Source organism: Sphingobium tyrosinilyticum, assembly GCF_042654265.1.
GTDB lineage: Bacteria > Pseudomonadota > Alphaproteobacteria > Sphingomonadales > Sphingomonadaceae > Sphingobium > Sphingobium tyrosinilyticum.
Genome location: NZ_JBHSFZ010000011.1, coordinates 53785 through 65679, shown reverse-complemented (window position 1 = coordinate 65679; position 11895 = coordinate 53785). Strand labels below are relative to the sequence as shown.

12 protein-coding genes are annotated in these 11895 nt (G+C 63.2%); 7 read left to right on the top strand and 5 right to left on the bottom strand.

Annotated features, from left to right (window positions below; all coding sequences use genetic code 11):
* The first annotated feature begins 3 nt into the window (after positions 1 to 3).
* From purH to ACFO3E_RS07570, 5 genes are all read left to right on the top strand, one after another.
* Positions 4 to 1593 carry a bifunctional phosphoribosylaminoimidazolecarboxamide formyltransferase/IMP cyclohydrolase gene (gene purH, locus ACFO3E_RS07590; RefSeq protein WP_380803563.1) on the top strand — a complete coding sequence of 530 codons (1590 nt, stop codon included), beginning with the start codon at positions 4 to 6 and terminating at the stop codon, positions 1591 to 1593.
* Between the two features lie 181 nt (positions 1594 to 1774).
* Complete coding sequence (locus tag ACFO3E_RS07585; RefSeq protein ID WP_066525651.1) at positions 1775 to 2110, top strand: UrcA family protein; 336 nt, start codon at positions 1775 to 1777, stop codon at positions 2108 to 2110.
* 118 nt (positions 2111 to 2228) lie between these two features.
* The gene (locus ACFO3E_RS07580) at positions 2229 to 3755 is read left to right on the top strand and encodes an NAD(P)/FAD-dependent oxidoreductase (RefSeq protein WP_380803560.1); all 1527 of its coding nucleotides are present in this window, start codon (positions 2229 to 2231) and stop codon (positions 3753 to 3755) included.
* 10 nt (positions 3756 to 3765) lie between these two features.
* Positions 3766 to 4179 (top strand): GtrA family protein, encoded by a 414-nt coding sequence (locus tag ACFO3E_RS07575; RefSeq protein WP_225870507.1) that lies wholly within the window; start codon positions 3766 to 3768, stop codon positions 4177 to 4179.
* On the top strand, positions 4157 to 5986 hold the full coding sequence (locus ACFO3E_RS07570; RefSeq protein WP_380803557.1) for a hypothetical protein: 1830 nt from the start codon (positions 4157 to 4159) through the stop codon (positions 5984 to 5986). Before ACFO3E_RS07575 ends, ACFO3E_RS07570 begins: the two co-directional genes overlap by 23 nt.
* Here ACFO3E_RS07570 and msrB read toward each other — a convergent pair.
* The 3 genes from msrB to ACFO3E_RS07555 are packed head-to-tail and all read right to left on the bottom strand — an operon-like array spanning position 5967 to position 8608.
* Positions 5967 to 6443 (bottom strand): peptide-methionine (R)-S-oxide reductase MsrB, encoded by a 477-nt coding sequence (gene msrB / locus ACFO3E_RS07565; protein WP_066528870.1) that lies wholly within the window; start codon positions 6441 to 6443, stop codon positions 5967 to 5969. The genes ACFO3E_RS07570 and msrB overlap by 20 nt on opposite strands.
* A 9-nt stretch (positions 6444 to 6452) precedes the next feature.
* The gene (locus ACFO3E_RS07560) at positions 6453 to 7649 is read right to left on the bottom strand and encodes an ABC transporter permease (protein WP_066525661.1); all 1197 of its coding nucleotides are present in this window, start codon (positions 7647 to 7649) and stop codon (positions 6453 to 6455) included.
* Positions 7646 to 8608: an ABC transporter ATP-binding protein gene (locus ACFO3E_RS07555; RefSeq protein WP_066528873.1), complete on the bottom strand. Its 963-nt coding sequence runs from the start codon at positions 8606 to 8608 to the stop codon at positions 7646 to 7648. Before ACFO3E_RS07555 ends, ACFO3E_RS07560 begins: the two co-directional genes overlap by 4 nt.
* A 22-nt stretch (positions 8609 to 8630) precedes the next feature.
* Here ACFO3E_RS07555 and queG point away from each other — a divergent pair, with 22 nt between their 5' ends.
* Complete coding sequence (gene queG, locus ACFO3E_RS07550; protein ID WP_066525662.1) at positions 8631 to 9677, top strand: tRNA epoxyqueuosine(34) reductase QueG; 1047 nt, start codon at positions 8631 to 8633, stop codon at positions 9675 to 9677.
* Positions 9678 to 9683: 6 nt separating this feature from the next.
* On the opposite strand, the gene ACFO3E_RS07545 is transcribed toward queG, so the two are convergent.
* Positions 9684 to 10055 carry a hypothetical protein gene (locus ACFO3E_RS07545; protein WP_066525664.1) on the bottom strand — a complete coding sequence of 124 codons (372 nt, stop codon included), beginning with the start codon at positions 10053 to 10055 and terminating at the stop codon, positions 9684 to 9686.
* Positions 10052 to 10720 carry an EI24 domain-containing protein gene (locus tag ACFO3E_RS07540; protein WP_066525666.1) on the bottom strand — a complete coding sequence of 223 codons (669 nt, stop codon included), beginning with the start codon at positions 10718 to 10720 and terminating at the stop codon, positions 10052 to 10054. The genes ACFO3E_RS07545 and ACFO3E_RS07540 overlap by 4 nt, the downstream gene beginning before the upstream one ends.
* 119 nt (positions 10721 to 10839) lie before the next feature.
* Between ACFO3E_RS07540 and ACFO3E_RS07535 the strand changes: the two genes are divergently transcribed.
* Entirely contained in the window at positions 10840 to 11841 is a 1002-nt protein-coding gene (locus ACFO3E_RS07535; protein WP_066525668.1) for an adenosine kinase, read from the top strand.
* Positions 11842 to 11895: the final 54 nt, after the last annotated feature.

The following is an 11895-nucleotide window of genomic DNA, read 5'->3' as shown; positions in this document are numbered from 1 at the left end:
TTCATGACCGACGTCACCATCAAGCGCGCCCTTCTTTCCGTGTCGGACAAGTCCGGCCTTGTCGAACTGGGGCAGGCGCTGGGCAAACATGGCGTCGAACTGGTATCCACTGGAGGCACCGCCAAGGCGCTGCGCGAGGCTGGGCTGGAGGTAAAGGATATTTCCGACGTCACCGGCTTCCCCGAGATGATGGACGGCCGCGTCAAGACGCTGCACCCAAAAGTGCATGGCGGCCTGCTGGCGGTGCGCAACAATCCCGAGCATGTCGAGTCGATGCAGGAACATGAAATTGGCGCGATCGACCTGGTCGTCGTCAACCTCTACCCCTTCGCCGCGACGGTCGCCAAGGGCGCCGAGCGCGAGGAGATCATCGAGAATATCGACATTGGCGGTCCGTCGATGGTCCGATCGGCAGCCAAAAATCATGAAAGCGTAGCGATCGTCACCGACCCGGCGGATTATGCCCGCCTGATCGCAGAGATGGGCGAAAAGGGCGGCGCGACCAGCTATGACTTCCGCCGGATGCTGGCGGCTAAAGCTTATGCTGCTACGGCCGCCTATGACTCCATGATCGCCAGCTGGTTCGCCTTTGCCGATCAGGGTGTGGATTTCCCCGAAACGCTGGCTGTATCAAGCAAGCTCGGATCGACCCTGCGTTATGGCGAAAACCCGCACCAGGCGGCGGCGCTCTATCTTCCGCTCGGGCCTTCAGCCAACGGCATTGCCCAGGCTAGCCAAATCCAGGGCAAGGAGCTCAGCTACAACAATTATAACGACGCGGACGCAGCGCTGGAGCTGGTCAGCGAATTCCGCGATGGTCCGCCGACCGTAGTGCTCGTCAAGCACGCCAATCCGTGCGGCGTTGCGACGGGCGACACGCTGATCGAAGCCTATGAAGCGGCGCTCGCCTGTGACAGCGTGTCGGCCTTTGGTGGCATCATTGCGGTGAACCGCCCGCTGGATGGTCCGACCGCAGAAGCGATCAGCGGTATCTTTACCGAAGTGGTGGCCGCCCCTGACGCTGATGACGACGCCAAGGCGATCTTTGCGAAGAAGAAGAACCTCCGCCTGCTGCTGACCGGCGAACTGCCTGATCCGGCCCGCACCGGCCTGCAGATCAAGAGCATCGCTGGCGGCATGCTGGTGCAGAGCCGGGACAATGGCCGGATCAGCCGCGACATGCTCAAGGTCGTCACCAAGCGCGCGCCTACGGAACAGGAGCTTAACGACTGCCTATTTGCCTGGACCGTCGCCAAACATGTGAAGTCCAATGCAATCGTCTATGCCAAGGGCAACAGCACCGCTGGCATCGGCGCAGGCCAGATGAACCGCCTGGAATCTGCGCGCATTGCCGCTTGGAAAGCCAAGGACGCCGCAGAAAAGGCGGGCTGGGCACAGCCACGCACCATAGGCTCGGCCGTCGCTTCCGACGCCTTCTTCCCCTTTGCCGACGGTCTGCTGGCTGCCGTCGAGGCGGGCGCAACGGCGGTGATTCAGCCCGGTGGATCGATCCGCGATGAGGAAGTCATCGCTGCGGCCGACGAGGCGGGGCTCGCCATGGTCTTCACGGGCATGCGGCACTTCCGCCACTAAGCATATGATGCGGGTGCGAAGACTGGCATTTCCTTTCGCACCCGCAAAAATCACGCTTTTCCGCCACTTTCTAGCGACTGGCCTCTTTTCTTCCACTTGCAGGGGTCCTATTTTCCTCTCGACCCTCCACCCACGTCAGGCGTTGGGCAGACCTTCATAAAAGTTCGCAGGAGATATGAGGATGACCAGAAAGACGTTGGCGGCATTTGCCGCCGCGATGACCCTAGCCCTTCCCGCCGCAGCGCCGGCTTTCAGCAATGACATGAACGTAATCGTGGATGGCCGCGCTGGCACGGAAACGCGTAGCGTCGTGGTGCCGGTGGCCGACCTCAACCTCGCCAGCGCTCATGGCGCACGCCTTGCCGACTCGCGGATTACGCGGGCGGCCAAGCAGGTCTGCGGATGGCTGAACGGCTCCATCCAGCAACCGACGCGCGAATTTCGCGCCTGCTATGGCGCCGCGCTCGACGACGCGCGCAACGACCTCGAAAGCCTTGCTCAGCAGCATCAGAGCTGATCGCCTGGCAAACGGGGCCGTCATCATGCGGCCCCGTCATGCTTACCCCGCCGTTAACCATTCCTTAGATGATTTCCTTCACTCCCGATGGTAGAAGCAAGCCTACGGGGGGCATTGAATGCCGGGTATCGACCAGAATTTGGATGTCGCCATCATTGGCGCAGGTCCGGCCGGCCTTACCGCGGCCTATCTGCTCACCAAAAAAGGCTATTCGGTCACCGTCATTGAAAAGGATCCGATTTATGTCGGCGGCATCAGCCGCACGGTGGAACTGAACGGGTTCCGCTTCGACATTGGCGGCCATCGTTTCTTTTCCAAGTCGAAAGAGGTTGTCGATCTCTGGAACGAGATTCTGCCGGACGATTTCATCCAGCGGCCACGGATGAGCCGCATTTATTATGAAGGGAAATTCTACAGCTATCCGCTTCGCGCTTTCGAAGCGCTGTGGAATCTCGGCCTTTGGCGTTCGACCCTTTGCATGGCGAGTTTTGCAAAGGCCAAGCTGCTGCCCAACCGCACCGTCCGATCCTTTCAAGATTGGACGGTGAACGCGTTCGGGCACAAGCTGTTCTCCATCTTCTTCAAGACCTACACCGAGAAGGTCTGGGGCATGCCCTGCGACGAAATGTCCGCCGACTGGGCCGCCCAGCGGATCAAGGGCCTGTCGCTCTGGGGAGCCGTGAAGGACGGGTTGATACGCTCGCTCGGCCTCAACAAGCGACCCAATGACGGCATGGCCACCAAGACGCTGCTGGAAAGCTTCCGCTATCCTCGCCTCGGCCCGGGCATGATGTGGGAAGCCGCGCGCGATTCGGTGGTGGCTGGCGGCAATCAGGTGCTGATGGCCCATAGCCTGAAGCAGCTTGCCCGCGATGACGCGGCGGGGCTCTGGCAGATGGCCGCCCAAAGCGCTGACGGCGAAGTGCTGCTGAAGGCGAAGCATGTCATCAGTTCTGCGCCCATGCGCGAGTTGGCCGGACGCATCCATCCCTTGCCCGCGACGCTGGGCAACGCGATGGAGCTTAAATATCGCGACTTCCTCACCGTGGCGCTGATGATCAAATCGGACGATCTTTTCCCCGATAACTGGATCTACATCCATGATTCGAAGGTACAGGTCGGCCGCATTCAGAATTTCCGCAGCTGGTCGCCGGAGATGGTGCCCGACCCCTCGCTCGCCTGCGTGGGACTGGAATATTTCTGCTTCGAAGGCGACGGCCTCTGGTCCGCACGCGACGATGAACTGATTGACCTCGCCAAGCGTGAAATGGCGATATTGGGTCTTTGCGACCCGGCGGATGTCGTCGGCGGCGCGGTGGTTCGTCAGGAAAAGGCATATCCCGTCTATGACGATGATTATGCCGCCAATGTGGTGGCCATGCGGACGGAGCTTGAGCAGCTTTACCCGAGCCTCCACCTGGTCGGCCGCAACGGCATGCATCGCTACAACAATCAGGATCATGCGATGATGACGGCGATGCTGACGGTGCGCAACATCGAGGCGGGCCAGCGGCTGTTCGATACCTGGGCCGTCAATGAAGACGCTGAATATCATGAGGCGGGCGAAGAGGGCGAAGGCCCGGCAGGCCAGAAAGCCGCTCTTAGCAGCCTGCGGCTCGTGCCCAGCCGTCTCAAAGCCGCGTGAAGGCGTGGCAGTGACGTCTGTGAACTTAGGCAGCCTGACGGCGGCAATTGCCGCCCGCTTTACATTCATCCGCTATTTGCTGGCGAGCCTGTGTGCGCTTTCAGGCGACATGCTGCTGTTCCTGGCGCTGCTGCGGCTGAACATCACTCCTGCAGCGGCTGGCGCGATCGGCTATGTTGGCGGGCTCTTGCTCCATTGGCTGATCAGCATCCGCTTCGTCTTCACTTCGGCCCGAAGGCCGACGCATGGTCAACGCCTGGGCTTCGTGGTGAGCGCGGCCGTAGGCCTTGGCATTACCACGGGGTTGATCAGCGCGCTCGGCGCTGCAGGGCTGGCGCCTGCGATCGGCAAGCTCTTCGCCATTCCCGTTAGCTTCCTGTCGGTTTACGCGATCCGGAAATATGGCGTCTTCGCCGTTAGCTAGGGTCCGGTCGGGCCTGACACGCGACTTGGGTGTCACGATCGCGCCCCATCCGCGCTGGCTTATGCTGGCGTGGATATGCTGTTGCGCGGTTTTTCTGTGGCTTTGGCACAGCGAACTCGATGCGCTAGGCTTTCGCGATCCCGATGACGCCATGCGCCTGCAACAGGTGCGCGACTGGATCGGCGGCCAGCCTTTTCTGGACGTTAGCCAACATCGGGTAAATCCGCCCCTGGGTGGCCCCATGCACTGGTCGAGAATTGTCGATATGCCGATCGCGGCTATAATCCTGCTTCTGCGACCGGTTCTGGGCACGCATTTGGCGGAAGTTCTCGCCTGCGCGATCGTACCGCTGCTGTTATTGGGCGGCCTCGTCTGGGCGCTCCATGTGGCGACCCGCCGGATCGCTGGCGAGGCAGCGGCGATGCTCGCACCTCTGCTGCTGCTGACCACGCCGACGATTCTCGTACAATTCGGGCCTTTGCGGGTCGATCATCATGGATGGCAGATCCTGATGGCGACGATCGCGCTGGCGGGCGCCATGGACTTACGCGGGGCACGGGGCGGCATGGTCGCTGGCGCGGCGATGGCGGTGTGGCTGCAGATTTCGAGCGAGGGCCTACCCTATGCGGCGCTGTTCGCGGTTGTATTTGCACTCCGCCAATGGCTGGACAAGAGGGAGACGGATCGGTTTATCACCTATGCGGCAACGTTGGGCATGGCGGCATTGCCCCTGCTGGCGCTGCTCCGTGGAACTGCTCCTCTGGTGCAGGTTCGATGCGATGCCCTTTCATCGGCCTATATCTGGCCGCTGCTGGCCTTCGCAACAGTAACGCCGCTGGCCTTCCGCCTCATCAGCCCTGTGTCGGCCAAAGGACGTTTCCTGGCGGCAGCATTGGGTGGAGGCGCCGCTGCCGGGCTGTTCGTTCTGACCGGCCGCCCCTGCCTGACAGGTGATCCATTCCAAGCGCTGGGGCCTGTCGCCTATAAGCTATGGTATCTGCAAGTGATGGAAGGACAGCCGATATGGAAGCAGGCCCGCTCGATGATGGGCCTGACCCTGATCCCGGCCATCGCGGGACTGGCAGGTTCGATCATGGCCGCTCGGTTCGCCGAGGCGCGGGACGCGCACGACCGCTGGCTGGTAGTGGCGCTACTTCTGACAGGCGCAACCATGGTCGCCATATTGGTGATGCGGGCGATGTCCGTGGCGCATGTTTTGGCCCTACCCGGAACCGCTTGGCTCATGCTGGCGCTTTTCCGGCGTGCGCAGCAGCAACGCGCGGCCCTGGTGCGCGTGTTCGCATCCTCAGCCGTCGCTTTACTTACGCCCGCGGCCCTCTGCGCGATCTGGATCGTTGCCACATCGGCGACGAGCAAAAGCGAGGAGAAAGCGCCGACACCGGCCGCTGAATGCAGGACCGAAACGGCGTTAGCGCCCCTCCGCCAGCTGCCGAAATCGACGTTGTTCGCTCCGCTGGACATGGGACCGGACATTTTGATCCGCACCCGTCACAATGTGGTTGGCACGGCGCATCATCGCAATGCCGCCGGGATTACCGCCGTGGTCGAAGGCTTCACCGCGCCGCCCGCCCGTGCTCGGGCGATCCTGGCCGAATTGAATGGCGGCAAGGGCTCAGATTATCTCGTCGCCTGCCCCGGCCTTAATGAATTCGAACATTATGCGAAGGAACATGAGGGCAGCCTGGCATGGACATTGGCGCGCGGAAGGCCACCGGCATGGCTGAAGCCTGCCCTGTCCGGAGCGAAGTCCCTGCGCGTCTATAGAGTCATGCCGCTGAGAAACTGAGCGCCACGCCATTCATGCAATAACGCTTGCCGGTAGGTGGCGGGCCATCGTCGAAAACATGGCCAAGATGCCCGCCGCAGCGCGCGCAATGCACTTCCACTCGTGGATAGCCGAGCGCGAAGTCGCGGGACGTGCCCGTCGCCCCGGGCAGCGGCGCCCAAAAGCTCGGCCAGCCGGTGCCGCTGTCGAACTTGGTCTTCGCGTTGAACAAAGGTCGCTCGCAGCCCGCGCATTTGAATGTGCCTGCGCGATGTTCCTTGTTCAGCGGGCTGGAGAAGGGATGTTCAGTCGCATGCTTCCGCAGCACCTGATAAGCCAGCGGGCTAAGACGGCGGCGCCATTCATCATCAGGCAGGGTAAAGGGGTAAGCGGCTTCGGCTTCTTCGACCCCCAGCCGCCAGAAGGCGATTGCGGAGACGCCGTACAGGGCGCTGTTCAGAAGATGCCGCCGGGTCATCATGGCGGCTTACTTTACCACGGCTGAGCGCCGCCTGAACAGCCTGCCGCCGCTGGCCTGTCCGGACTTCAGCACATGGCGGCGGAACAGCCATACGCCCAGGCGGATGATGACCGCGACCCAGCAGGCCTGCCATATGATTGCGAGCAGATGCGGCCAGATCGACGCATCCTGCGCCGCCCGCGCGATCATGGCGAAGGGCGATGAAAAGGGGAATATGATCGCCGCTATCTCCGGCGCGGAGCCCATATGATCGACCGCATAGGTCGCGAAGAAGAAGATGCCCATCTGTGCCATTGTCACGGGCATATTGAGGGTCTGCACCTCCCGCACCGTGGCCGCCTGAGCGCCGATGCCCAGGAACAGCGAGCCCAGCAAGGCATAGGCCATGGTGAAATAGACGGCTCCCAGCAGCAGGAAGACAGGCCAGCCGACCGCCGGTGTCGGTGGCGCGATATCAGGGCCAGCGAGCAGCTTGACGCCAGCGACTATGCCCGAGCCCCAGAAGCAGATGCCCACAAAGCTCATCGCCAGCATGGCGAGCAGCTTGCCTAGGAAGACCGCATCGATCGGCACGGCCGCGGCCAGGATTTCGATCACCTTGTTGGTCTTTTCCTCCACCAGATTAGACAGGACCATCCCCGCCAGCAGCATCGTCAGCAGGAAGACAAGGACTTGCGCGGCTCTACCGGTCAGCAGGCGCGATTGGGCCTCTGCGCCCGCGCTGGCGGCTACGAGTTGCTTGCGAACTTGCACATGAGGAAGCCGCTCGCCCGCCAGCGCGGCGCTGGCAAGCAGGCTGACATCGCCCTCCAGTGCGGCGAGGTCACCGCTCTTGCCGGTGAGTATCGGCCGCTCGACGCTGCCGGACACGATCGCGATGAAGCGGGCGTCGGGGCGGGTCAGCAAGGTTCGTGGGTTCCCCTTGGGCGCGCGCTGGAGCTTGGGGAGATTTTCAGCACCCATACGGGCCGAAAGGATGCGATGCGCCCGCTCCATGCGTCCGCCGTCCGCCGCCGTCATGGCGACGCCGATGGTCGGGCGCAGGCTTTCGGTCGTGATCTTTTCCCCCAGACCGCCGAACGCCATGCCGATGACGACAGGGAATAGCGGCCCCAGCAGGAAGAGAATGAAGGTTTTCGAGAAAATCACCGCGGAAAAATCGCGGCGAGCGATGACCAGGGCGGCGCGCAGGACCTCGCTCATGCGGGTCCCTCCCCTTCGGCATCCTGCATCTGCCGGGCGGCGGCAGCCCCCGCGATAGATACGAACGCATCATGCAGGCCGGGTCGTTCGATCGACAAGCTTTCTATACCGGCATGTCCATCCAGCAGCGCGCGCAGCAGCGGTTCGATGCCTTCGTCCGGCAGGTCGAAATGCCAGGCTCCATCCGCCGCCAGCGTCTCGGCAGGCAGCGCCCGGCGCCAACCGCCGTCGCTGGCGCGGGTGCGCAGGCGGACCCTGGGACGCAGCTGGTCGCGCGCATCGCTCACCGATCCTTCGAAATGAATGCGGCCACCCGCAACGATGGCGATGCGTTCGCACAGGCGTTCGGCATGGGCGATGACATGGGTGGAAAAGAGGACGGTGACGCCGCGCCGCGCCTGATCGCGGATCAGCAACTCCAGCTTTCCCTGGTTGATGGCGTCAAGACCCGAAAAAGGTTCGTCCAACACGATCAGCCGGGGTTCGTGGATGATCGTACCAAAAAGCTGCACGGTTTGTGCCATGCCCTTGGACAGCTGGCGGATCGGCTTATCAACCGATGCGCCCATGCCATGCTCGATCAGCATCGCTCGCGCCCGTTCGCGCCCGACCTTGAGCGGCAGCCCACGCAATGCGCCCATAAAGGCGATGGCCTCCGCCGCCTTCATTGATGGATAGAGCCCGCGTTCTTCGGGAAGATAGCCGATGATGCGCGCCTGGCGCAGCGGGACATCATCGCCCAGCAGAGTGCGGCGGCCCTCGTCAGGATCGATAATGCCAAGCAAGGTGCGCAACAAGGTCGTCTTGCCCGCACCATTGGGCCCCAAAATGCCGTAGATCGACCCAGCGGGCACGGCGAGGTCGATGCCATCGACCGCGCGGAATGTGCCGAATGTCTTGACAAGACCATGGCCTTCGACGGCATAGGTCGGAGAAGGAGCCGGAGCAGTACCGATCATCCGACCCTGATAGTCGCACACTATGCCAACGCAAACCGAAACCTTGGAACAGCGCCTGAAGGCGGAGGCGGAGCGGCTGGGCTTTGCCGCGTGCGCCATTGCGCGCGCTGATGCTGCGCCCGAAGCTGGCCGAAGGCTGCGGCAGTGGCTGGATGCGGGACGCCATGGCGAGATGCTGTGGATGGAGGAGCGGGCCGAGCAGCGCGGTTCGCCGCAAGGACTGTGGCCCGATGTGCGCAGCGTCATCATGCTGGGGATGAGCTATGCGCCCGGCCGCGACCCGCTGGCGCTGGCGGAGGTCGGCGATCGGGGCCGGATTTCCGTCTATGCGCAGGGGCGCGACTATCATGACGTGGTCAAGAAGGGACTGAAAAGCTTGGCCCGCTGGCTGGTGGAGCAGCAGCAGAGCGCGCTCAAGGTGTTCGTCGACACCGCACCTGTGATGGAAAAGCCGCTTGCGGAGGCGGCTGGACTGGGCTGGCAAGGCAAGCACAGCAACCTTGTCAGCCGGACCCATGGTAGCTGGCTCTTCCTGGGCGCGATCTATAGCGAGATCGCGCTGGAGCCGGACGCGGCGGAAGTCGATCATTGCGGCAGTTGCACTGCTTGCCAGGTGGCCTGTCCTACCGGCGCTTTCCCTGCCCCCTATGTTGTGGATGCGCGGCGGTGTATTTCCTACCTCACCATCGAGCATAAGGGCCCGATCCCCGAAGAGCTGCGTAGCGGGATCGGCAATCGCATCTATGGCTGCGATGACTGTCTGGCAGTCTGCCCGTGGAACAAATTTGCCGATGCGGCGGCGGCCAACAGGGCTTTTATAGGGCGCGCGGAGCTGGCGGCGCCGGAACTGGGCGACTTGCTGGCACTGGATGACGCCGGTTTTCGAGAGATTTTCTCGGGCTCGCCGATCAAACGGATCGGGCGTAACCGGATGGTGCGCAACGCGGCCATCGCCGCCGGGAATAGCGGAGAGAAGCGGCTGCTCGAACAATTGCAGCCATTGCTGAGCGATGAAGATCCGGTGGTCGCGGAAGCGGCCGCCTGGGCGATCGGGCGGCTGTCCGCTTAGGAAATATTATTTCGCCTGAAGAGCGGTGGCGCAGGCGGCGGGATCGATATCCATACCCGCTGGCGTGCGGGCATCGACATGGGTGACGACCGGCTCTCTTCCTTGGGCGGGGGCGTAGAGATAGGCGTCCAGCACGCAACGACCATTGGCGAACTGCAGCTTACGCATCATGCTCTCACGAATATCGAGGCGGGGCGTGCCGAATTGCTGAACGAGATGGCGGGCGTCCATTCCCATGAGGGGGCCTGATCGCATGAAGGCGCTGGCAGGGGGACCCGCGGGCGGGCGGCTGATCGGCGCAGGCGGTACGACCGAGCCACCGCAAGCCGCCAGCGGCAGTGCCAGGGCAGCGCCAAGGGTGAGGCGGACCATGTTCATCTCGACTTGCTTCTAACCCCGTGCAGCATGTGCACCGCCATAGCCGCGCTCCAAATCGGCGCAAGCAGGTTGATGAAGGGCAGCAGGAAGAGAAGCGCCGAGACGAGGCCCATAAGCCATCGATGGAGGCGGGAGATCGGCGGCAACGCCGCATGGCGTGGCTCGACCATATCGGCAAGGTCGCGGCCAAGCAGATAGGCGTTGAGGGCCAGGAACAGTCCGATCGTGCCCACGCCGGTGACGAGCAGGAGCAGATAGGCAGGCATGGCGATCAGGTTCCAGCCGATCGTCCGGGCTGCCGAGGCCAGGGCCAGCCGGACGCTGGGGCCGAGACCGAGGGACCGGGCCTCTGCGGCGGCTGCGGGATAGCTGCTGCGCTCCACTGCAGCGATGATGTCGTCGGCGAACAGGTTCATGATCGCCATCGCGATGGTGCGAAACAGCAGCCAGGCCATCGCAATCACGCCGATTGTGGCGGCGGCCGCTTCAGCGAGGCCACCTCCGCTCCAGCCGAAATAGACCCGCACCGCATGTACCGCCGTCCAGAGGCCGAGCCCGGCCATGACGAAAATCAACAGCGTCAGAGCCAAGCTTTTACCCAGCAGGCGCATGGCCGCGGGATGAAAGATCACAGGAAAGGCGCGCATAGCGGCGATGATCACCATAGCCCAGCTATCCCGCGCCTAGCCCATGCCGTCAATCAGCGGCGTTGCGCGCAGCCCTACGGGTCGATAGACACGGCGCGATTTTTCCAACCTTTCCCCTCAATCGACAAGGATATCGCGTGACCGCTGCAGCCCCCTCGCTAGATGTTGTCGCGATCGGCAACGCCATCGTCGATGTGCTCGCCCCGAGCGACGACGCGTTCCTGGCCGAGCATGCGCTGACCAAGGGCGGCATGCAGTTGATCGACGTCGCCACTGCGGAAAGCCTCTATGCCGATATGGGCGCGGGGAAAGAGGTCAGCGGCGGGTCAGCGGCCAACACGCTCGCTGGGCTGGCGGCGCTGGGCAAGCGCTGCGGCTTCATCGGTCAGGTGTGCGACGATCAGTTGGGCGAAGTGTTCGCCCATGATGTGCGGGCGCTCGGCATCCGCTATGATACGCCGGCGGCCAAGGGAGATGTGCCCACCGCCCGCTGCTTGATCCTGGTGACCCCCGATGCGCAGCGGACGATGAACACCTTCCTAGGCGCATCGCAGTTCCTGCCGGAGTCCGCGCTGGACCTGGACCTGATCCGCTCAGCGTCGATCCTCTATCTGGAAGGTTATCTGTGGGACCCGGAACAGCCGCGCGCGGCGATGAGGGCGGCGATCGACGCGGCGCGCGGCGCCGGGCGCAAGATCGCCTTCACCCTGTCGGACGGCTTCGTCATCGAGCGCCACCGCGCCGATTTCGTCGATTTGATTGATCAGGGCCTGATCGACATCCTTTTTTCCAATGAGCATGAGATCCAGGCGCTGGCCCAGATCGAAGATTTCGACCGGGCGGTGGCGTCTTTCGCTGGGCGAGTGCCGGTGCTGGTCTCGACGCGTAGCGAGCAGGGCGCGATCGCCATTGTGGACGGCCTTCGCTACGAAGTGCCTGCAGCGCCGGTTGCGCAGGTTCTCGATACGACCGGTGCGGGCGACCTGTTCGCCGCCGGATTCTTGGCCGGGCATATCGAAGGGCTGGATGTGCATCACTGCCTTGAACTGGGCGCGGCGGCGGCGGCGGAAGTGATTTCGCACTGGGGCGCGCGGCCGGAGGCCGATCTGCAGGCGCTGCGGGCTAAGCTGCTGGGTTGATCAAGGTAGTCGTTCGGGCCGGGTTACGTCAGAACTTGCGTTCCCCGGCTCGCT

Coding starts and splice junctions, on each gene's coding strand:
- ACFO3E_RS07545 (WP_066525664.1), bottom strand. CDS start 10,055: ATGAACATGGTCCGCCTCACCCTTGGCGCTGCCCTGGCACTGCCGCTG.
- queG (WP_066525662.1), top strand. CDS start 8,631: ATGCCAACGCAAACCGAAACCTTGGAACAGCGCCTGAAGGCGGAGGCG.
- ACFO3E_RS07585 (WP_066525651.1), top strand. CDS start 1,775: ATGACCAGAAAGACGTTGGCGGCATTTGCCGCCGCGATGACCCTAGCC.
- ACFO3E_RS07540 (WP_066525666.1), bottom strand. CDS start 10,720: ATGGTGATCATCGCCGCTATGCGCGCCTTTCCTGTGATCTTTCATCCC.
- ACFO3E_RS07555 (WP_066528873.1), bottom strand. CDS start 8,608: ATGATCGGTACTGCTCCGGCTCCTTCTCCGACCTATGCCGTCGAAGGC.
- msrB (WP_066528870.1), bottom strand. CDS start 6,443: ATGACCCGGCGGCATCTTCTGAACAGCGCCCTGTACGGCGTCTCCGCA.
- purH (WP_380803563.1), top strand. CDS start 4: ATGACCGACGTCACCATCAAGCGCGCCCTTCTTTCCGTGTCGGACAAG.
- ACFO3E_RS07570 (WP_380803557.1), top strand. CDS start 4,157: ATGGCGTCTTCGCCGTTAGCTAGGGTCCGGTCGGGCCTGACACGCGAC.
- ACFO3E_RS07560 (WP_066525661.1), bottom strand. CDS start 7,649: ATGAGCGAGGTCCTGCGCGCCGCCCTGGTCATCGCTCGCCGCGATTTT.
- ACFO3E_RS07580 (WP_380803560.1), top strand. CDS start 2,229: ATGCCGGGTATCGACCAGAATTTGGATGTCGCCATCATTGGCGCAGGT.